This is a genomic window from Bradyrhizobium sp. CCBAU 51765, assembly GCF_015291725.1.
GTDB lineage: Bacteria > Pseudomonadota > Alphaproteobacteria > Rhizobiales > Xanthobacteraceae > Bradyrhizobium > Bradyrhizobium liaoningense.
On sequence record NZ_CP030038.1, the window covers coordinates 5,897,127 to 5,916,135 of the forward strand.

Here is a 19,009-nt window from a genome sequence, read left to right on the forward strand (position 1 = left end):
CCGCGCGAGTACGGAGCCCGAAAGAAATGAACAGGCAGCTAAAAATGCTCTGCGCTCAGCGCATGAGCCTAAGTGCGTCGGAGAAAAACTCCGCTCCGCCGAAATTTCCGGACTTCAGAGCGAGCAGCATGTCGCTTGCGGCACCCACCGCGCGCAGCACCGGAACGCCTGCGGCAATTTCCACTCCCACGAGAAATCCAGGAATCTTCAACCGATCGACAACGGCCCCCGACGTCTCGCCGCCGGCAACGATCAGTCGCCGGACGCCCGATTTTACGAGGCTTTCTGCGATATCGGCCATGGCCTGCTCGATGGCATGGCCGGCGGCGTCGCGACCGTGGCGCGCCTGCAGCGCGGCGACCTGATCGGGTGTCGAGCTCGATGCGATCAGCACCGGACCGTCGGCCAGTCGCGGTGCTGCCCAGTCCAGCGCGCGCTGCACTTCGTCTGCCCGCGCGATGATACGGTCCGGATCGAGATGAAGCACCGGCATGATGCGTTCGGCATTGGCGATCTGCTGAAGCGTCGCCTGCGAGCAACTCCCGGCAAGGCATGCCGCGGGTCCGCCGACCGGCGCGCCTGCATCACTGATTGCCGCTGCCTTGACGCTTCCAGTCGATACCAGAGCCCGTGCGAGCCCAAGGCCGATGCCTGAGGCGCCGACCGACAGCCGATGTTCGGCGGCGACGAGACCGATGGTCTCGAGATCACGGTCGAAGACGGCGTCGATGATCGCGGCGCCGATGCCCTTGCCCGCGAGCTCGGCCAATCGCGCCCGCACGGCCTCCGCGCCGCGCGTGACGGTGGCGAGATCGACGAGGCCGATCTGCGTGTTGCTCTGGCGCGCCAGCACGCGCACCAGGTTCGAATCGTGCATCGGGTTGAGCGGATGGTCCTTCAGCGGGCTCTCGTTGAGCGGCACGGCACCGACGAACAGGTTGCCCTGGTAGACGGTGCGGCCGGTCTCGGGGAACGCCGGTGTCACCAGCACGACGGCTTCGCCGCAATCGGCCCGCAACGCGTCCATCACCGGGCCGATATTGCCGGCGTCGGTGGAATCGAAGGTCGAGCAGATCTTGAACAGCACGTGGCGCGCGCCACGGCCACGCAGCCATGTCTCCGCCGCGCGCGAGCGCGACACCGCGAGGCCGGCTTCGATCGAGCGGCTCTTCAGCGACACCACGACGGCATCGACTTCGGGCAGCGCGAGATCGTCGGCGGGCACGCCGATGGTCTGCACGGTGCGCAGGCCCGCGCGCGTCAGCGTGTTGGCGAGATCGGAGGCGCCGGTGTAGTCGTCGGCGATGCAGCCCAACGCAAGCGTCACGACTTCACTCCTGCGTAAGGCTTGAACCAGGCGAGCCCATCGGTGGTCTTGCCGCGCGGATTGTATTCGCAGCCGACGAAGCCGGCATAGCCGAGCCGGTCGAGCTCTGCGAACAGGAACGGATAGTTCAGCTCCTCGCCGTCGGGCTCGTTGCGTGAGGGGATGCTGGCGATCTGGACGTGGCCGATGATGGGCATCATCTCGCGCAGCCGCATCGTGACGTCGCCATGGATGATCTGGCAGTGATAGATGTCGAACTGGAGCTTCAGGTTCGCAAGCCTCAGCTCCTGGATCAGATCGCGCGCGAAGCCGAAATCGTTGAGGAAGTAGCCGGGCACGTTGCGGGCATTGATCGGCTCAAGCACGATGTCGATGCCATGCGGCGCGAAGAATTCAGCAGCCCAGGCCACCGACTTGTAGAACGCCTCGATCGCCACGCGCTCGCCGCGGTTGGCGATGCCGGCCATCAAATGCAGCCGCTTGACGCCGGTCGCCTTGGCATAGGGCAGCGCGGTCTCCAGGCTCGCCTTGAGATCATTGAAGCGCGCTGGCAGCGCCGCAAAGCCCTTCTCGCCGGCGTTCCAGTCGCCCGGCGGCAGGTTGAACAGCGCCTGGGTCAGGCCGTTGCGCTTGAGCCGCTCGCCGACGGCCTCGGCCGGATGCTCGTAGGGAAAGAGAAACTCGACGGCGGTGAAGCCGGCCTGGGCTGCGGCGTCAAAGCGGTCGAGGAACGGCACCTCGGTGAACATCATCGAGAGATTGGCGGCGAAACGGGGCATTGGAGTTCCTCTTGCTTATTTGTCGCCGGGCAGCTTGACGCCGGTGACCTGCGCGTACATGCGCGCCACCGAAGCATCGTCGTCACGGCCCATGCCGGCGGCTGATGTCATCAGAAACATCTGGAGCGCGGCGGCGGAGACCGGCACGGGGAATCGGGCCGTGCGTGCCATGTCCTGAATGATGCCAAGGTCCTTGACGAAGATCTCGACGGCGCTGCGCGGCGTGTAATCGCCGTCGAGCACGTGCGGCATGCGATTCTCGAACATCCAGGAATTGCCGGCCGAAGCCGTGATCACCTCATAGACCTTGCGGATGTCGAGGCCCTGCTTCGCCGCGAACGCCATCGCTTCGCTGGCGGCGGCGATGTGCACGCCGGCGAGCAATTGATTGATCATCTTGAACGCAGCGCCCTGCCCTGCGGCATCGCCGAGCTCGTAGAGCTTTGCGGCCATCGCATCGAGCGCGGGCCGCGCCTTTGCAAAAGCGGCGGGACTGCCGGAGGCGAGGATCGTCAACTCGCCTTGCGCGGCGCGCTGCGCCCCGCCGGAGATCGGCGCATCGAGATAGTGGCGGCCGGTCGCCTCGAGCTGCTTGGCAAGGCGCCGCGCCACGTCGGGATCCATGGTAGCCGAGGATACGAACACGCTGTCCTTCGGCATGGTCTCGGCGGCACCATCCTTGCCGAACAGGATCGCCTCGGTCTGCGCGGCATTGACGACGACGCTGACGACGATAGCGGCCTCCCTGGCCGCTTCGGCCGGCGTCCTGGCCCCCGCGCCGCCATCCTTCACGAAGCGCGCGACGACATCCGTGGAAACGTCGCAGCCGGTCACAGCGTGGCCGGCGCGCTTCAGCGAGGTCGCCATGCCAAAACCCATCGAGCCGAGCCCGATGACGGCGATACGCTGATTTTGTGACGTGGAGGCCGACATGCAACTGATCCTTGCGAACGTTTCCCGGACGGCCGCCCTTTGCGGCGGCTCATCGAACCGATAACACGGCTTGGCCGCGCTGCCAAAGCGTGAGACAAGCAGGCATGACGGCCATGAGCAACGAGACACGGCTGCGCGAGGATATCTGCCGCTTCGGACGATCCCTGTTCGAGCGCGGGCTGACGCCGGGCTCCTCCGGCAATATCAGCGTGCGGCTGGACAGCGACGGCTGGCTGGTGACGCCGACCAATGCCTCGCTGGGCTTCCTCGATCCCGCGAAGCTGTCGCGGCTGGACGATCAGGGCCGGCTGCTGTCGGGCGACGCGCCGACCAAGGAAGTTCCGCTGCACACGGCGCTCTACGAGACGCGTGGGAGTGCGCGGGCGATCGTACACCTGCACTCGACCCATTCGGTCGCGCTCTCGATGCTGCCCGAGATCGACCCGCGCGCCGCGCTGCCGCCGATGACGGCCTATTACCTGATGAAATGCGGCGCCACCGCGCTCGTGCCCTATTATCGCCCAGGCGATCCCGCAGTCGCGGATGCGATCAAGGGACTGGCGGGAAAATATTCGTCCGTGCTGCTCGCCAATCACGGCCCGGTCGTTGCCGGCGACACGCTTGAGGCCGCGGTGTTCGCGACGGAGGAGTTGGAGGAGACGGCGAAGCTGTACCTGCTGCTGCGCGGGATGAACCCGCGGTATCTGTCGCCGGAGCAGGTGACGGATCTGGTGAGGGTGTTCGGAGTGACGTTGCCGGAGCATGGGCACGGGCATTGATCCCCCACTGCTGTCATTCCCCGCGAAAGCGGGGAATCCAGTACACCGCGGCTTCTCCGCATATCACTGCCGTCTCGGAGTACTGGATCGCCCGATCAAGTCGGGCGATGACACCGAATATGTTGCGCTGGCGTGGCCGATACTTCTCGCCTACAGCCCCAGATACGCCTTTCGCACATCCGGATTTCCCTTGATCTCGCTTGCTGCGCCCTGCATCAGCACGCGGCCGGTTTGCAGGATGTAGGCGCGGTCGGCGATCTCCAGGCACTCGGCCATGCGCTGCTCGACGATCAGGACGGTCATGCCGGCATCGCGGATGCGCTTCACCGCCTGGAAGATCTCGTCGACCAGCTTCGGCATGATGCCCTGCGACGGCTCGTCGAGCATCAGAAGCCGCGGGCGTGTCATCAGCGCGCGGCCGATCGCGAGCATTTGCTGCTCGCCGCCGGAGAGCGTCTCGGCGCGCTGCTCCAAACGTTCCTGAAGACGCGGGAACAGCTTGAAGACGAGATCGAGCGGCCCTTCGCGGTTGGCTTCGCCACGGTAGAGGTAGCTGCCGAGGCGAAGATTGTCGCGCACCGACAGCCGTGGAAACAGGCGGCGGTTTTCCGGCACATAGGCGATGCCGGCGGCGGTGATGTGGTGCTGCGCCATACCGTCGATGCGCTTGCCGTCGAACGTCACCGTGCCCGAGCGCGGACGCTCGGCACCGGCGATGGATTTGAGCAGCGTCGACTTGCCCGCGCCGTTGGCCCCGGCGACGCAGACGATCTCGCCCTTCTGGACCTCGATCGAGACCGCGGAGATCGCGACGAGGCCCTGATAGGCGGTCGTGACTTCACGCACCGACAGCATGACGATCTCCCAGATATGCGCTGATCACCTTGGGATCGCGGACGACGTCGGCGGGCTTGCCCTCGACCAGCACCTTGCCGAGATCGAGCACGATGGCGCGGTCGACCAGCGGCATCACGATCTCCATGACGTGCTCGACCATCAGCACGGTGATGCCGGCATCGCGCACCTTGCGCACCAGCGCCACACCGGTCTGCGCTTCGGTCGGCGTGAGCCCGGTGAGAACTTCGTCGAGCAGCAGCAGCTTCGGTTCGGTCGCGAGCGCACGGGCAACTTCGAGACGGCGCTTCTCGGCCGGCACGAGGTCGCTGGCGAGCACGTCGGCGCGCGCGGCAAGGCCGGTGAATTCCAGCACCTCATGGGCCTTGCGGCGCGCCTCGCGCATCACGGTGTTGCGGACCAAGGCACCGACGATCACGTTGTCGATTACCGTCATGGTCTCGAAGCTCTTGACGACCTGGAAGGTCCGGCCGATCCCGCGCTGACAGCGCTCGGCCGCCGGCATGCGGGTGACATCCTCGCCGTCGAATAGAATCGAGCCTTGGGTCGGCGGCAGCACGCCCGCGATGAGATTGAACAGGGTCGACTTGCCGGCGCCGTTCGGGCCGATCAGGCCGACGATCTCGCCGCGGCCAACCGAGATCGACACATCGCTGTTGGCGATGAGACCGCCAAAGCGCTGCCAGACGCCGCGGGTTTCAAGGAGCGCCGTCATCGCGTTGCTCCCTTTGCTTTCGAACGGGAGAACAGGCTCACCAGACCTTGCGGCAGGGCCAGCGAGATCAGCACGATCAGGGTGCCGTAAACGATGAGATCGACGCCGCGCCCGGAGCCGCCGATATAGGAGCGGGTCAGCTCCGTCATCGGGATCAGGATGGCGGCCCCCAACACCGGGCCCCAGAGGGTGCCGATGCCGCCGAGCACGGCCGGCAGCGCCATCAGCAGCGAGAACTGGAAGCCCATCACGCTTTCAGGATCGATATAGGCGAGAAACTGCGCGTAGAAGGCGCCGCCGATGGCGACCAGGAAGGCGGAGACGGCGGCCGCGCCCATCTTGGAATTGAACACGACGACGCCGAGGCTTTCGGCCGCTTCCGGATTGTCCTTCACCGCACGCCACCAGAAGCCCCATTTGGAATCTTCCAGCCACCAGGTGACGAACCAGGCGAGGCAGCACAGGCCCAGCGCGAAGTAGAAATACGGCAGCTTGGTGCGCAGGAACTGGAATTTCAGCCAGCTGTCGCCGCGGATCGGAATGGTGATGCCCATCGCGGCTCCCGCCCATTCCCAGTTCTGGAACAGGAGCAGACCGATCTCGGCGATGACGATGGTCGCGATCACGAAGTAATGGCCGCGCAGGCGGAAGAAGGGATAGCCGAGCCCCATTGCGATGAGTGCCGCGATCACGCCGCCGCCGAGCATGCTGAACCAGGGCAGCACGCCGAACTTGGTGAACAGCAACTCGGTGGTGTAGGCGCCGATGCCGAAATAGAGCGCGTGTCCGAGCGAGATCTGTCCGCAATAGCCGGACAGGATGTTCCAGCTCTGCGACAGCGCTGCGTACATCAGCGTCAGGATCAGGATGTTCTGGACGTAGACGTCCTTGACGAACAGCGGCGCCAGTGCGGCGATCCCGGCCAGTCCTGCGGCGATGATGAGGTCGCGGCGGCGCCGCGCTGCAAAATTCTTGTCCATCACATCGACCCGAACAGGCCGCGTGGCCGGATGAAGACGACGAGCAGGTAGACGGCGTAGATGCCGACGGATTTCAGCGAGGGCGGCAGCACCAAGGCCGTGACCGCCTCGACGAGACCGACGATGATGCCGCCGGCGAAGGCCCCGAACACGCTGCCGAAGCCGCCCAGCGCCACCGTGACATAGGCGATCAGCGCGAAGGACGCGCCGACGTCGGGGTAGATGTAGAAAAACACCGCCATGATCGCGCCGGCGAGACCGACCAGCGCGGCGCCGAGGCCCCAACCGAACGCGAACACGCGGTTCTTGTCGATGCCGACGAGAGCCACCGCACCTGGATCTTCGCGGGTGGCCTCGATCGCGCGGCCGAAATCGGTGCGGTGGATGAAGAAGTAGAGACCGGCAAAGGCGAGAATCGAGACCAGCGCGCCGACCAGCTGCGGCTCCGGCAGGAAGATGCCGGCAAAGGAGATGGTTTTGCCGCCGAGCCAGGACTGCGGAATGCTGCGGTAGTCAGGAGTGAAGAAGAACTGCGCGAGCCCGCGCATCACGATGGCGAGACCGAAGGTGGTGAAGATCTGCACCATGCCGGCATTGGCCTTGGCCCGCATGGCGAAGCGAACAATGAGCAGGTAGATCACCGCTCCGAAAACGAACAGCGCCGCGGCGACCAGGGGCGCCGACAGCAAGGGGTCGATGGCGAAGAACGCGAACAGAAAGAAGGACAGGTACATCGCGAGCATCAGGAACTCGCCATGGGCGAAGTTCGTGACGTCCATCAGGCCGAAGATCAGCGCGAGGCCGACTGCGATCAGTCCGTAGAGCAGGCCCATGAGGAGGCCGCTCGCGAGACTTTGAATTATGGCTTGGGCTGTCAAAAGTCTGTCCCCCGAAATAGATCCTCATCCTGAGGAGCGCGCATCAGTGCGCGTCTCGAAGGATGGCCCAGCCCTCGTCCTTTGAGACGCGGGCTACGCCCGCTCCTCAGGATGAGGGCGGGAGCTACATCTGAGCTCCCGCTTCCCACTCTTACTTCATCGGCCAGATCGCCTCGGCGATCGCGGCCTGCGGCGGGAAGATAGTGACGAACTTGCCGCCGACATATTGCAGCAGCACCGGGTCGGCGTCGTTGTTCTGGCCCATCTCGTCGAACTTGACGCGCTTCCAGGGCATAATGGTCTGATCGCCCGGGATGTCGGTCGCCGCCAGCGCGTCGCGGATCTTCTCGCCGTCGGTCGACTTGGCGCGGTTGATGGCGTCGGCGAGGATAATCAGGCCCATGAACTGGCGCGAGGTGAGATCGTTGAAATCCTTGCCGGACTTCGCCTTGAACATGTCGTTGATCTTGCCGACCATCGGACGCTTCTGCGCGAGGTCGAGCGAGAAGGTGCCGCGCGAGATGACGCCTTCGAGCTTGTCGCCGACGGCATCATAGAGCGCCTTCTCGGAGAAGCCGGCGTCCTGCGCCACGATCGCATTCGGCTTGTAGCCGAGCTCGGCCATGGTCTTGACCAGGAGGATGCCGTCGGTTGTGTAGCTCGAGGGCATCAGCACGTCGGCATTGGCGGTCTTGAGCTGCTGCACCTCGGCCGAGAGCGAGGGCGAGTTGGCGCGGTACTTGATGTCGGTGACGATCTTGTAGCCGCGCTCGCCGGCGATCTTGGTCTGGGCATTTCCGGAGTCGGTGCCGAAGATGGTGTCCTCGTGGAACAGCGACAGCGTCTCGATCTTGGTGCCCTTCTTCTTCATGGCATCGAAGAAGTCGAACATCGCGGCCGAGTACATCTCGTCATGCGGCGCGGCGCGGAAGTAATATTTCAGGCCGCGGCGATGCAGGCTGGGAGAGGAATTGTCGGCGGACACGAACGGGACCTGGTAGCGTTCGCAGATCTGGCTGACGGTGACGGCGACGGCGCTCTGATAGGTCCCGATGATGGCGCAGACCTTCTCCTGCGTGATCAGGCGCTCGGCCTCGGCGCGGCCCTTCTGCGGATCGGCCTGGTGATCGGCGAACACGAGACGGATCTTCGCGCCGCCGAGACCCGGCAGGCCTTCGCCCTTCGCCAGCGGCAGGTCGAAATCGGTGTTCTTGTTGATGACTTCGAGCGCAGTCTCATAGGCCTTCTGCGCGTCGACGCCTTGTTGCGCGCTGCCGCCCGAGAACGGATAGATCACGCCGATCACGACTTCCGAGGTCTGTGCGCGCGCTGCCAGCGGCACGAGAGCGGCAGTGGCGGTGGCTCCCAACAACACGTCGCGGCGAGTGATCGTCATGGCAAAGTCCCCTGTTACTGAATTTCGGCTGATCGAATGAAGCGAATGATGGATGCGGTAAAGCCTGAAGAAGCAGCAGACGCTGCCCACTAAATCACGGCCATGGTTCTGTTCTTCAGATCCGTCACCAGCATGAGGCCGGGCGAATGCGTGATGGCGAACGGGAGTTTCGCGGCGTTGATCACCGATTGCGGCGTCACCCCGCAGGCCCAGAACACCGGAATCTCGTCGTCGGCGACCGGCACCGGATCGCCGTAGTCGGGCTTGGCGATGTCCTTGATGCCGATCAGATGCGGATGGCCGAGATGCACGGGTGCGCCGTGCACGGCGGGATAGCGTGAGGTGACCTGCACCGCGCGGATCGCGTCGGCCGGCTTGAACGGGCGCATCGACACCACCATCGGACCGGCGAATGGACCAGCCTCGCCGCAGGCGATGTTGGTGCGGTACATCGGCACGCGCACATTGTGCTCGATGTGCCGGATCGGCATGCCCTCCTCGAGCAGAGCTTCTTCGAACGAGAAGGAGCAACCGAGCACGAAGGTCACGAGATCGTCGCGCCAATACTTCGTCACGTCGGTCGGCTCGTCCACGACCTCGCCGTCGCGCCAGACGCGGTAGCGCGGCACGTCGGTGCGGATGTCGAGATCGGCACCGAGGGACGGGATGTGCGGGCTGCCGACATCGGACATGCCGATGATCGGGCATGGCTTCGGATTGAGCTGGCAGAAGCGGTGAAAGGCGCCCGCATATTCGGCAGGCAGGATCGCCAGATTGCCCTGGACAAAACCCGGAGCGACGCCGGCGGTGGAGGCGACCAGCCCCTCGCGATAGGCCAGCCGAGCCTTGCGGCTCGGAAGGGAGTCGGGTGTTTCAGTTTGCTGCGCTGCCACCAAAACAGTCATGTGATCGACCTGCCTAGAAACTCGACAAAGACAAGCCAACACCAAGCGTGCTATAAAGTCTAATCGTCGTTTCTAATCAATATCGATAAATCCAATTTATCGATCGGGAAAATCCTTCCAATGCTGGACTTCAGGTCGATCGAGACATTCCTCTGGGTTGTGAAGCTCGGCAGCTTCCGTGGCGCCGCACAGCGGCTCAACACCACCCAGCCGGCGATCTCGCAACGGATCGCCCAGCTCGAGCGCGAGATGGGCGTGAAGCTCCTGAACCGCGATCATCGCGTCGCCTCACCGACACCGAGCGGCCGGCAGATGATGGTCTATGTCGAGAAGCTGATCGGCCTGCGCGCGCAGATGATGGCGGAGATCGGCGACCGGTCGGCGATGCGCGGCGTGATGCGGCTCGGCGTCGCCGAGACCATCGTGCACACCTGGCTGCCGCGGCTGGTGAAGAGCGTGAACGAGGTCTATCCGAACCTGTCGCTGGAGATCGAGGTCGACATCACGCCGAACCTCACCGCGCGCCTGCTCGCGCAGGAGATCGAGCTCGCTTTCGTCGTCGGGCCGTTGTCCGCCTCCGGCGTGCACAACCGCGTGCTCGCCGATTATCCGATCGGCTTTCTCGCAAGCCCCTCGCTGGGGCTCGGCAAGGGCCCGGTGACGCCGGCGGACCTCGCCCGGTTTCCGATCATCACCTTCCCGCGCAAGACCAAGCCTTACGAGGTTGTCCGCGAGGTGTTCGACCGGCCGGAGCTGCCGCCGATCCGCCTGCATGCCTCTGCTTCGCTCGCGACGGTCATCCACATGGCGGTCGAGGGACTCGGCATCGCCGTGATCCCCGACGCCATCGTGGCGAACGAGCTCGCCGACGGACGGCTGCAACTGCTCGACACCGATCTCGCGATCGCGCCGCTGACATTCACCGCGAGCTGGCTCGCCTCTCCCGACGTCGTCGCCGTGGAGCGCGTCGCCGAGTTGGCAAGGCAGATTGCGCAGAGCAGCCTCGCGGTTGACGCGCCCGCGCAGGCGCGTCATTGAAAAAGCGCCGGGTTTTCTACCGTCATTCCGGGGCTCGCGCAGCGAGAACCCGGAATCTCGAGATTCCGGGTTCGCCCTTTGGGCGCCCCGGGATGACAGCGATCAATGGAAGAGACGCATGAGCCGAGCCGCCACCAATCTGCAAATCGATTCCGCCCGCCTCTGGGGCTCCATTCACGAGACCGCGCAGTTTGGCGGGACGGCCAAGGGCGGCGTACGGCGGCTGACGCTGAGCAGCGAAGACAAGCAGGTACGCGACTGGTTCCGCAAGGCCTGCGAGGACGCCGGGCTCGAAGTCCACGTCGACGCGCTCGGCTCCATGTTCGGCCTGCGCAAGGGCCGCGACATGTCGAAGCCGCCCGTCGGCATCGGCTCGCATCTCGACACCCAGCCGACCGGCGGCAAATATGACGGCATCCTGGGGACGCTCGGCGCGCTGGAGGTGATCCGGACGCTGAACGACGCCGGCATCGAGACCGAGGCTCCGATCTGCGTCGTCAACTGGACCAACGAGGAAGGCTCGCGTTTCGCACCAGCGATGATGGCCTCCGCCGCCTATGTCGGCGACTTCACCACCGACGACATTCTGTCGCGCAAGGACGCCGAAGGCATCACCGTCGGTCAGGCGCTCGACGGCATCGGCTATCGCGGCAACAAGCCGGTCGGCTTCCAGAAGCTCGGCTGCTTCGTCGAGCTGCACATCGAGCAGGGTCCCATTCTGGAAGCGGAAGGCAAGACCATCGGCGTGGTCGATTCCGGCCAGGGCGTGCTCTGGTACGACGGCAAGATTTCCGGCTTCGAGAGCCATGCGGGTTCGACCCCGATGCCGCTGCGGCGCGACGCGCTGGCCACACTGTCGGAGATCGTGCTGGCGATGGAGGCCATCGCGAGGAAGCACGGGCCGAACGCGGTCGGCACCATCGGCGAGGCCGTGATCGCCAATCCATCGCGTAACGTCATTCCCGGCGAGATCGCCTTCACCATGGATTGCCGCAGCGCCGACGGCGCCATCATGGACGCGCTCGATCGCGATTTGCGCGCCGCCATCACCGATATCGCCGCGCGCCGCAAGGTCGATGTGAAGATTGATCTGGTCTGGCGCAAGCCGCCGACGCATTTCGATCCCAAGCTGATCGCGGCCGTCGAGAACGCCGCGAAGACACTCGGCTATTCCTCGCGCCGCATCACCTCCGGCGCCGGCCACGACGCCTGCAACCTCAACACGATCATGCCGGCCGCGATGGTGTTCGTACCCTGCAAGGACGGCATCAGCCACAACGAGCTGGAGGATGCCACGCAGGCCGACTGTGCCGCAGGCACCAACGTCCTCATGCATACCGTGCTGGCGATCGCCGGCGTCGCGTCCTGATTGGAGAGAGCCATGCGCGGAGTTTTCGTCGACGCCAATGAAGCCCTCGCCGTGATCATGGAGCGGCTGGAGAAACCCGGTGATCCCAAGGTGCGGATCCACAGGGACCCCGACATCAAGCCCGAGCAATACCCGGAAATCCTCGACGGCGCCGAGATCGCGATCGTCGACCACACCGCGCTTCCCACCGAGGTGGCGAGGAAATGCACGGGGCTGAAGCACGTCGTGTTCCTCGGCACCGGGGCGCGCAGCTACATGAACCCGGAGGAGCTCGCCGAGCTCGGCATCTCCGTGCATCTGATCAAGGGCTATGGCGACACGGCAGTGGCCGAATGCGCGATCGCCCTGATGTGGGCCTCCGCCCGCGTCATCGCGATGATGGACCGCGAGATGCGGGCCGGCAACTGGCTGCGCGAGGACGGCACGCAGCTCACCGGCAAGACGCTCGGCCTGATCGGGTTCGGCGGTATCGCGGCGGAAGTTGCGCGCATTGCCACGGGAAGCGGCATGAAGGTGATCGCCTGGAATCGCTCGCCGAAGAGCTATCCCGGTGTCGAATTCACCGATCTCGATACGGTGCTGGCGAAGAGCGACGTCGTGTCGCTGCATCTGCTGCTCAACGACGAAACCCGCGGCATGATCACGCGCGACAAGATCTTCGCGATGAAACGTGGTGTCATCCTCGTCAACACTGCCCGCGCTGCGATCGTCGACGAAGCCGCCATGATCGACGCGCTGAAGTCCGGCCACATCCGCCATGCCGGCCTCGACGTCTTCAACACGGAGCCGCTCCCCGGCGATCATCCGCTGACGAAACTGCCGAACGTGACGCTGTCGGCGCATTCGGCCTTCCGCACGCCGGAGGCGAGCGAGAACCTGATTGAAGCGGCCTGGGTCCACTGCCGCCGGATCGTGAAGGGATAAGAGCACAACAAATGGCTGACTATCGCACCATCAAGGCGGAAGCGCTCACCAGCGCCGTCCGCGCCATCGTCAAGGCCGGCGGCTCCTCGGACCGAGAGGCCGAGCTCGTGTCCACCAATCTCGTCGAGGCCAATCTCAAAGGCCACGACTCGCACGGGGTCGGCATGGTCCCGCGCTACGTCCAGAGCGTCACGACCGGCGGCCTCGCCGTGAACCAGCACGTCAAGATCGTGCTCGACACCGGTCCGCTTCTCACCCTCGACGGCCTCACGGGTTATGGACAGGTGATCGGCCATGAAGCGATGGAGCTGGCGGCCGAGCGCGCCAAGCGCAACGGCGTGTGCCTCGTCGGCCTCTCCAACGCGCATCACATCGGCCGGATCGGTCACTGGGCCGAGCAGTGCATCGAGCACGGCCTGGTCTCGATCCACTTCGTCAACGTGATCTCGCGTCCGATCGTGGCGCCCTGGGGCGGCAGCGATGCCCGCCACGGCACCAACCCCTTCTGCGTCGGCATCCCGCGCAGGGGCAAGGAGCCGATCGTGCTCGACTTCGCCACCAGCAGGATCGCGCAGGGCAAGACCCGCGTTGCCCACAACAAGGGCGTCGAGCTCGAGCCCGGTACCATCATCGACAATGAAGGCAAACCCACCGTCAATCCGCGCTACACCGTGATCCCGCCGTACGGCGCCATCCTGCCGTTCGGCGAGCATAAGGGGTCGGGCCTCGCGTTGGTCTGCGAAATCCTCGGCGGCGCGCTCTCAGGCGGGCAGGTGGTCAAGGGCCCGTCCGACGGCAAGCACAATGTCCTCAACGGCATGCTCTCGATCGTCATCGACCCGGGCAAGCTCGGCACCGCCGAAAACCTCGCGCGCGAAGTCGAAAGTTTCGTCGACTGGCACACCGGCTCACCGCCCGCTGCCGGCGTCGACAAGGTGAAGATCGCCGGCGAGCCCGAGCGCGAGACCAAGAAGAAGCGCCTCGCCGAAGGCATTCCGGTCGACCCGACCACCTGGCAGGAGATTCTCGAGGCCGGGAAGAAGTTCGGGCTGGACCACGCAGCGATCGAGAAGATCGTCGGCTGATTGGAGACAATACGTCGGCAGCTACACTTTCCTTTCTCTCCCTGTGGGAGAGGTGGCGCGAAGCGCCGGATGAGGGGTTCGTTCCGCGACGAATAGTTTCTCAATGGAAGGGGCTGCCTCCGCGGAGAGATACCCCTCACCCGTCTCGCCGCTACGGGCCACCCTCTCCCGCAAAGGGGAGAGGGTGAAGCACCGAACTAATCCACCATGTCCGCGACCGCCTTGCCGCAGGCCGTGGTATCGGCATTGCCGCCGAGATCCTTCGTCCGCAGCGTGCGTTCGGCCAGCGTGCGCTCGATCGCATCGACGATCGATTTTCCTGCTTCCTTCTCGCCGAGATGCTCGAGCATCATGGCGCCCGACCAGATCATGCCGATCGGGTTGGCGATGCCTTGCCCCGCGATATCAGGCGCCGAGCCGTGCACCGGCTCGAACACCGAGGGGAAATCGCCCTCGGGATTGATGTTGCCTGATGGAGCGATGCCGATCGTGCCGGTGCAGGCCGGGCCGAGATCGGAGAGGATGTCGCCGAACAGGTTCGAGCCGACCACGACGTCGAACCAGTCCGGATGCAGCACGAAGTTCGCCGTCAGGATGTCGATGTGGTACTTGTCCCACTTCACGCCCGGAAACTTCTTGGCCATCGCCTCCACACGCTCATCCCAATAGGGCATTGTGATCGAGATGCCGTTCGACTTGGTCGCCGAAGTCAGGTGCTTCTTCGGCCGCGACTGCGCGAGCTCGAAGGCGAATTTCAGGATGCGATCGACGCCGGTGCGGGTCATCACCGTCTGCTGTGTCACGAACTCGCGGTCGGTGTCGGGGAACATGCGGCCGCCGACCGAGGAATATTCGCCTTCGGTGTTCTCGCGCACCACCCAGAAATCGATGTCGCCGGGCTTGCGGCCCGCCAGCGGCGACGGCACGCCGGGCATCAGGCGCACCGGGCGAAGGTTCACGTACTGGTCGAACTCGCGGCGGAACTTGATCAGCGAGCCCCACAGCGAGACGTGATCCGGGATCTTGGCCGGCCAGCCGACCGCCCCGAAATAGATCGCATCGTGCTTGCCGATCTTTTCCTTCCAGTCGTCAGGCATCATCTGGCCGTGCTTCTCGTAATAGTCGTACGACGAGAAGTCGAAATGGTCGAAATGCACGGAGACGCCATGCTTCTTCGCCGCCGCCTCCAGAACGCGCAGCCCCTCCGGCATCACTTCCTTGCCGATGCCGTCGCCGGGAATGACCGCGATCCGGTATTGTTTCTTGCTCATCGAGAACGTCCTTGGTTGGTCCGGCAGCCGCCGCATTTTGATCGCACTGCAATGGACCAAAGTCGCGGGCGGTGCAACGCTGCACTGCAATGTTGACCATGGCGCGGCCGAGCGCCTACTGGTTTCATCCTGTACCTATCCTGCGAGTACTCCCATGGATCTGCATCTGCGTGGCAAGCGCGTCCTGATCACCGGCGCGTCCAAGGGCATCGGCGCAGCCGCCGCCGAGGCGTTTGCCGAGGAAGGCGCGCATCTCCTGCTCGCCGCCCGCACTGGCGAGGCGCTGAAGGCGCTGGCCGACCGCCTGCGCTCCGCACACCAGATCGACGCCGCAACGAGCATCGTCGATCTGCGCAAGGAGGAGGACGTGGCGCGGCTGGCGAAAGAAGCCGCCGACATCGACGTGCTCGTCAACAATGCCGGCGACATCCCCGGCGGCTCGATCGACAAGATCGACGAGGCCACCTGGCGGCACGCCTGGGAATTGAAAGTGTTCGGCTACATCAACCTGACGCGGCACATCTATGCGCAGATGAAGGCGAAGGGCGGCGGCGTCATCGTCAATGACATCGGCGCGGCCGGCGAAAAATTCGACGCCAACTACATCTGCGGCAGCGCCGGCAACGCCGCGCTGATGGCGTTCACGCGCGCGCTCGGCGGCAAGAGCCTCGCCGACAACATCCGCGTCGTCGGCATCAATCCCGGTCCCGTCGGCACCGATCGCCACGTCACCCTGCTCAAGACGCGGGCAAAGCACCAGTTCGGCGACGAGAGCCGCTACAAGGAATTCCAGAAGAGCCTGCCGCTCGGCCGCCCCGCGCATGCGCGCGAGATCGGCGACCTCATGGCGTTCCTGGCGTCGGATCGCTCCGGCTACACGTCGGGCGTGATATATACGGTGGACGGAGGCATCAGCGCGGGGTGGGGTTAATTGCTCACGTCGTTCCGGGGCGATGCAAAGCATCGAACCCGGAACCTCGAGATTCCGGGTTCGCCCTTTTGGGCGCCCCGGAATGACAATCAAGAGGTAGGAGTAAACTAATTGTCTCAAGACCTGATCCGCGAAACAGCATGCGCCGTCGTCGACAAGCTGCGGTCCGGCGACGTCTCGCCGCTCGAGCTCCTGGATGTGCTGGAGAAGCGCATCGGTGAGGTCGACGGCAAGGTCAACGCGCTGCCGATACTGTGCTTCGATCGCGCGCGAACCAATGCGAAAGCGCTGATGCAGAAGCCGGCCGGGGCGCGCGGGCTGCTCGCTGGCCTGCCGGTGCCGATCAAGGACCTCACCGACGTCGGGGGCGTGTTGAACACGCAGGGCTCGCCGATTTTCAAGGACAACATCCCCGCGAAGTCCGACCTCATGGTCGAGAACCTCGAGGCGAACGGCGCGGTGGTCTACGCCAAATCCAACACGCCGGAATTCGGCGCTGGCGCCAACACCTTCAACGAGGTGTTCGGTGCGACCCTCAATCCCTGGGATACGACGAAATCGGCAGCGGGCTCCTCCGGCGGCGCGGCCGTGGCGCTCGCAACCGGCATGGCCTGGCTCGCGCAGGGCTCCGACATGGGCGGGTCCTTGCGCAACCCGGCGGCTTTCTGCGGCGTCGTCGGCATGCGGCCGAGCATCGGCCGTGTCGCGCATACCCCGAAGTCAGGTATCGATCGCAATCTCGGCGTGGTCGGCCCGATGGCGCGCAACGTCGAGGATCTCGCGCTGCTGCTGGACGCCATGAGCGGCGACTATGCGGACGATCCGCTGTCGCTGCCGGCGCCAACGACCTCGTTCCTTTCGGCGGCTCAGGCAGGCAAGAAGCCGAAGCGCATCGCCTATTCACCCGACCTTGGCATCACGCCGGTCGATCCAGAAGTGAAGGCGATCACACGTAAGGCCGCGGAGCGCTTCGCGGAGGCCGGCGCGATCGTGGAGGAGGCGCATCCGGACTGGCGCGAGGCGCATGAATGCTTCCACGTGCTGCGCGCGTTCGATTTCGCGATCACCAAGGCCAACCTGCTGCGCACCAAACGCGACATGCTCAAGCCCGAGGTGATCTGGAACATCGAGGAAGGCCTCAAGCTCACGGTCGATCAGCTCGCGCGCGCCGAGGCGCAGCGCGTCGGCATGACCGCGCGGGCGGTCGAGTTCTTCAAGACCTACGATCTCCTGCTGGTACCGACGACGATCGTGCCGCCCTTCCCGATCGAACACCGCTATGTCGCCGAATGCGCCGGCAAGAGATTCGACAATTACGTCGAGTGGCTCGGCATCGTCTACGCCATCACGCTCGCCTGCTGTCCTGCGCTCTCGCTGCCGTGCGGCTTCACGGCGTCGGGCCTGCCGGTCGGCGTGCAAGTCGTCGGCGCACCGCGGGCCGACGCACAGGTGATCGCCGGCGCGAAGGTGCTGGAGGATATTCTGGGCCTGCGCGGCACGACCCCGATCGATCCGAAGGTGAAGAACTGACGTCGACCCCATGACGACGACGCCTCGCATCGCCCTCATCCACGCCCTCAAGCACTCCATCGCCCCGATCGAGGCGGCGTTCGCGACGGCGTGGCCTGAGGCGCGGCTGATGAACCTGCTCGACGACAGCCTGTCTGCGGATCTGGCGCGCGACGGCACGCTCGCCGATGCCATGACCGAGCGCTTCCTCGCGCTGGGCGATTACGCAGCGGCGACGGGAGCGGATGGAATCTTGTTCACTTGTTCCGCGTTCGGCCCCTGCATCGAGGCGGTCGCGCGCGCACATGCTTCGATGCCGGTGCTGAAGCCGAACGAGGCCATGATCGAACGTGCCGTAACCATGGGTGAGCGCGTCGGCCTGCTCTCGACCTTTCCGCCGACGCTGGCCTCGATGCCGTCCGAGTTCCCTGCCTCCGTCCAGATCGTGCCGAAACTGGCCGAGGGCGCGCTGGCTGCGCTCGATCGCGGCGACCGTGCCACGCACGACCGGCTGATCGCGGAAGCATCTCGCGATTTGCGCGACTGCGACGTCATCGCGCTCGCGCAATTCAGCATCGCCGCGACTGCGCCGCTGGTTGCAGAGGCCACCGGCCGCCCGGTCGTGACGACGCCGGACAGTGCCGTCGACAAGCTGATGAGGCTGCTGCAGGCGAAGGCTTAGGCGCCGGCCTTTGTCCGGCGCCGCGCATCCTTGATCGCGACCGCGAGCGCAGCCTTTGTCTCATTGACGAAATCCTCGACCAATTCCTCGCGCGTGGCATGCGCCGCCTCGCCGGTGAACAGGCCCTGCTCGGCCAGCATCACCACCCCATGCAGCGCGGCCCAGATCTTGAGCGCCTGCCGCTCGCGCAAGTAGCCGACCGCCGGGGCCTCCAGCGCCTCGATCACGAGCGCAAAGGTCTCCCGCGTCGCCTCGTGCAGCTCGCTGCCCTTGGCCGCGCAGGACACGGTGCGCGAGGCGAACATCAAGCGGTAGATACCGTTACGGCGCAGACCGAAATCGAGCGTCGCTTGCGCGAGTCGCGAGAGCTTCGACTGCTTCGACGGCTCCGCCATCGCCTCGCGTAGAACCGTTGTGAGTTGCCGGAACGCCTCCGCCGTGACCGCCGCGAGCAGCGCCTCGCGGTCGGCGAAATGCCGGTATGGCGCCGGCTGCGAAACACCGAGCTGCCTGGCAAGCGCCTTGATGCTGATCGCCTCGGCGCCGCCCCGTTCCGCTTCGCGCAATGCGGCCTTGATCAAGGCGTCGCGGAGATCGCCATGGTGATAGGTCTTCTCGGATTTGCGAGCGAATTGTGAACGCATGTTGAGTCG

The 19,009-nt window shown here is 65.1% G+C and carries 19 protein-coding genes; 8 read left to right on the plus strand and 11 right to left on the minus strand.

What is annotated here, in order from left to right:
• Positions 1 to 55: 55 nt before the first annotated feature.
• The 3 genes from otnK to ltnD are packed head-to-tail and all read right to left on the minus strand — an operon-like array spanning position 56 to position 3,039.
• Positions 56 to 1,327 carry a 3-oxo-tetronate kinase gene (otnK, locus tag XH96_RS27890; protein ID WP_194388658.1) on the minus strand — a complete coding sequence of 424 codons (1,272 nt, stop codon included), beginning with the start codon at positions 1,325 to 1,327 and terminating at the stop codon, positions 56 to 58.
• Positions 1,324 to 2,106, minus strand: coding sequence for a 2-oxo-tetronate isomerase (otnI, locus tag XH96_RS27895; protein WP_194388659.1), 783 nt, complete (start codon positions 2,104 to 2,106; stop codon positions 1,324 to 1,326). The genes otnK and otnI overlap by 4 nt, the downstream gene beginning before the upstream one ends.
• 15 nt (positions 2,107 to 2,121) lie before the next feature.
• Positions 2,122 to 3,039 carry an L-threonate dehydrogenase gene (gene ltnD / locus XH96_RS27900; RefSeq protein ID WP_194388660.1) on the minus strand — a complete coding sequence of 306 codons (918 nt, stop codon included), beginning with the start codon at positions 3,037 to 3,039 and terminating at the stop codon, positions 2,122 to 2,124.
• Positions 3,040 to 3,143: 104 nt separating this feature from the next.
• Here ltnD and XH96_RS27905 point away from each other — a divergent pair, with 104 nt between their 5' ends.
• Positions 3,144 to 3,818 carry an aldolase gene (locus XH96_RS27905; protein ID WP_194388661.1) on the plus strand — a complete coding sequence of 225 codons (675 nt, stop codon included), beginning with the start codon at positions 3,144 to 3,146 and terminating at the stop codon, positions 3,816 to 3,818.
• A gap of 150 nt (positions 3,819 to 3,968) precedes the next feature.
• Here the strand turns inward: XH96_RS27905 and XH96_RS27910 are convergent, their stop codons facing one another.
• From XH96_RS27910 to XH96_RS27935, 6 genes are all read right to left on the minus strand, one after another.
• Positions 3,969 to 4,673 carry an ABC transporter ATP-binding protein gene (locus XH96_RS27910; RefSeq protein ID WP_194388662.1) on the minus strand — a complete coding sequence of 235 codons (705 nt, stop codon included), beginning with the start codon at positions 4,671 to 4,673 and terminating at the stop codon, positions 3,969 to 3,971.
• A complete protein-coding gene (locus XH96_RS27915) occupies positions 4,657 to 5,388 on the minus strand; it encodes an ABC transporter ATP-binding protein (RefSeq protein WP_194388663.1) in 732 nt (243 codons plus the stop codon). The genes XH96_RS27910 and XH96_RS27915 overlap by 17 nt, the downstream gene beginning before the upstream one ends.
• The gene (locus XH96_RS27920; RefSeq protein ID WP_194388665.1) at positions 5,385 to 6,368 is read right to left on the minus strand and encodes a branched-chain amino acid ABC transporter permease; all 984 of its coding nucleotides are present in this window, start codon (positions 6,366 to 6,368) and stop codon (positions 5,385 to 5,387) included. The genes XH96_RS27915 and XH96_RS27920 overlap by 4 nt, the downstream gene beginning before the upstream one ends.
• Positions 6,368 to 7,201 (minus strand): branched-chain amino acid ABC transporter permease, encoded by an 834-nt coding sequence (locus XH96_RS27925; RefSeq protein ID WP_246789764.1) that lies wholly within the window; start codon positions 7,199 to 7,201, stop codon positions 6,368 to 6,370. Before XH96_RS27925 ends, XH96_RS27920 begins: the two co-directional genes overlap by 1 nt.
• A gap of 196 nt (positions 7,202 to 7,397) precedes the next feature.
• Positions 7,398 to 8,642 carry an ABC transporter substrate-binding protein gene (locus XH96_RS27930; protein WP_194388668.1) on the minus strand — a complete coding sequence of 415 codons (1,245 nt, stop codon included), beginning with the start codon at positions 8,640 to 8,642 and terminating at the stop codon, positions 7,398 to 7,400.
• 89 nt (positions 8,643 to 8,731) lie between these two features.
• Positions 8,732 to 9,547 carry a putative hydro-lyase gene (locus XH96_RS27935; RefSeq protein WP_194388670.1) on the minus strand — a complete coding sequence of 272 codons (816 nt, stop codon included), beginning with the start codon at positions 9,545 to 9,547 and terminating at the stop codon, positions 8,732 to 8,734.
• A 120-nt stretch (positions 9,548 to 9,667) separates the two neighbouring features.
• Here XH96_RS27935 and XH96_RS27940 point away from each other — a divergent pair, with 120 nt between their 5' ends.
• The 4 genes from XH96_RS27940 to XH96_RS27955 all read left to right on the plus strand — a co-directional run bounded on the left by XH96_RS27940 (position 9,668) and on the right by XH96_RS27955 (position 13,963).
• The gene (locus tag XH96_RS27940; RefSeq protein ID WP_194388672.1) at positions 9,668 to 10,585 is read left to right on the plus strand and encodes a LysR family transcriptional regulator; all 918 of its coding nucleotides are present in this window, start codon (positions 9,668 to 9,670) and stop codon (positions 10,583 to 10,585) included.
• 118 nt (positions 10,586 to 10,703) lie between these two features.
• Positions 10,704 to 11,954 carry a Zn-dependent hydrolase gene (locus XH96_RS27945; protein ID WP_194388674.1) on the plus strand — a complete coding sequence of 417 codons (1,251 nt, stop codon included), beginning with the start codon at positions 10,704 to 10,706 and terminating at the stop codon, positions 11,952 to 11,954.
• 12 nt (positions 11,955 to 11,966) lie between these two features.
• Positions 11,967 to 12,878 carry an NAD(P)-dependent oxidoreductase gene (locus XH96_RS27950; RefSeq protein ID WP_194388676.1) on the plus strand — a complete coding sequence of 304 codons (912 nt, stop codon included), beginning with the start codon at positions 11,967 to 11,969 and terminating at the stop codon, positions 12,876 to 12,878.
• Positions 12,879 to 12,889: 11 nt separating this feature from the next.
• Positions 12,890 to 13,963 (plus strand): malate/lactate/ureidoglycolate dehydrogenase, encoded by a 1,074-nt coding sequence (locus XH96_RS27955; protein WP_194388678.1) that lies wholly within the window; start codon positions 12,890 to 12,892, stop codon positions 13,961 to 13,963.
• A 197-nt stretch (positions 13,964 to 14,160) separates the two neighbouring features.
• On the opposite strand, the gene XH96_RS27960 is transcribed toward XH96_RS27955, so the two are convergent.
• Entirely contained in the window at positions 14,161 to 15,234 is a 1,074-nt protein-coding gene (locus XH96_RS27960; RefSeq protein ID WP_194388680.1) for a tartrate dehydrogenase, read from the minus strand.
• A 154-nt stretch (positions 15,235 to 15,388) separates the two neighbouring features.
• On the opposite strand from XH96_RS27960, the gene XH96_RS27965 reads away from it, so the two are divergent.
• From XH96_RS27965 to XH96_RS27975, 3 genes are all read left to right on the plus strand, one after another.
• Positions 15,389 to 16,165, plus strand: coding sequence for an SDR family oxidoreductase (locus XH96_RS27965; RefSeq protein ID WP_194388682.1), 777 nt, complete (start codon positions 15,389 to 15,391; stop codon positions 16,163 to 16,165).
• Between the two features lie 111 nt (positions 16,166 to 16,276).
• Positions 16,277 to 17,695 carry an amidase gene (locus XH96_RS27970; protein WP_194388684.1) on the plus strand — a complete coding sequence of 473 codons (1,419 nt, stop codon included), beginning with the start codon at positions 16,277 to 16,279 and terminating at the stop codon, positions 17,693 to 17,695.
• 10 nt (positions 17,696 to 17,705) lie between these two features.
• Entirely contained in the window at positions 17,706 to 18,356 is a 651-nt protein-coding gene (locus XH96_RS27975; RefSeq protein ID WP_194388686.1) for an aspartate/glutamate racemase family protein, read from the plus strand.
• On the opposite strand, the gene XH96_RS27980 is transcribed toward XH96_RS27975, so the two are convergent.
• Positions 18,353 to 19,000: a TetR/AcrR family transcriptional regulator gene (locus XH96_RS27980; RefSeq protein WP_194388688.1), complete on the minus strand. Its 648-nt coding sequence runs from the start codon at positions 18,998 to 19,000 to the stop codon at positions 18,353 to 18,355. The genes XH96_RS27975 and XH96_RS27980 overlap by 4 nt on opposite strands.
• Positions 19,001 to 19,009 lie beyond the last annotated feature (9 nt).

Bases quoted from the DNA above. Each gene is read 5' to 3' on its own strand.
- XH96_RS27905 (WP_194388661.1), top strand. From the start codon at position 3,144: ATGACGGCCATGAGCAACGAGACACGGCTGCGCGAGGATATCTGCCGC.
- XH96_RS27930 (WP_194388668.1), bottom strand. From the start codon at position 8,642: ATGACGATCACTCGCCGCGACGTGTTGTTGGGAGCCACCGCCACTGCC.
- XH96_RS27955 (WP_194388678.1), top strand. From the start codon at position 12,890: ATGGCTGACTATCGCACCATCAAGGCGGAAGCGCTCACCAGCGCCGTC.
- XH96_RS27950 (WP_194388676.1), top strand. From the start codon at position 11,967: ATGCGCGGAGTTTTCGTCGACGCCAATGAAGCCCTCGCCGTGATCATG.
- XH96_RS27920 (WP_194388665.1), bottom strand. From the start codon at position 6,368: ATGGACAAGAATTTTGCAGCGCGGCGCCGCCGCGACCTCATCATCGCC.
- XH96_RS27960 (WP_194388680.1), bottom strand. From the start codon at position 15,234: ATGAGCAAGAAACAATACCGGATCGCGGTCATTCCCGGCGACGGCATC.
- XH96_RS27945 (WP_194388674.1), top strand. From the start codon at position 10,704: ATGAGCCGAGCCGCCACCAATCTGCAAATCGATTCCGCCCGCCTCTGG.
- otnI (WP_194388659.1), bottom strand. From the start codon at position 2,106: ATGCCCCGTTTCGCCGCCAATCTCTCGATGATGTTCACCGAGGTGCCG.
- XH96_RS27910 (WP_194388662.1), bottom strand. From the start codon at position 4,673: ATGCTGTCGGTGCGTGAAGTCACGACCGCCTATCAGGGCCTCGTCGCG.
- XH96_RS27940 (WP_194388672.1), top strand. From the start codon at position 9,668: ATGCTGGACTTCAGGTCGATCGAGACATTCCTCTGGGTTGTGAAGCTC.
- XH96_RS27980 (WP_194388688.1), bottom strand. From the start codon at position 19,000: ATGCGTTCACAATTCGCTCGCAAATCCGAGAAGACCTATCACCATGGC.
- XH96_RS27915 (WP_194388663.1), bottom strand. From the start codon at position 5,388: ATGACGGCGCTCCTTGAAACCCGCGGCGTCTGGCAGCGCTTTGGCGGT.
- XH96_RS27935 (WP_194388670.1), bottom strand. From the start codon at position 9,547: ATGACTGTTTTGGTGGCAGCGCAGCAAACTGAAACACCCGACTCCCTT.
- XH96_RS27925 (WP_246789764.1), bottom strand. From the start codon at position 7,201: ATGGGCCTGCTCTACGGACTGATCGCAGTCGGCCTCGCGCTGATCTTC.
- XH96_RS27965 (WP_194388682.1), top strand. From the start codon at position 15,389: ATGGATCTGCATCTGCGTGGCAAGCGCGTCCTGATCACCGGCGCGTCC.
- XH96_RS27975 (WP_194388686.1), top strand. From the start codon at position 17,706: ATGACGACGACGCCTCGCATCGCCCTCATCCACGCCCTCAAGCACTCC.
- ltnD (WP_194388660.1), bottom strand. From the start codon at position 3,039: ATGTCGGCCTCCACGTCACAAAATCAGCGTATCGCCGTCATCGGGCTC.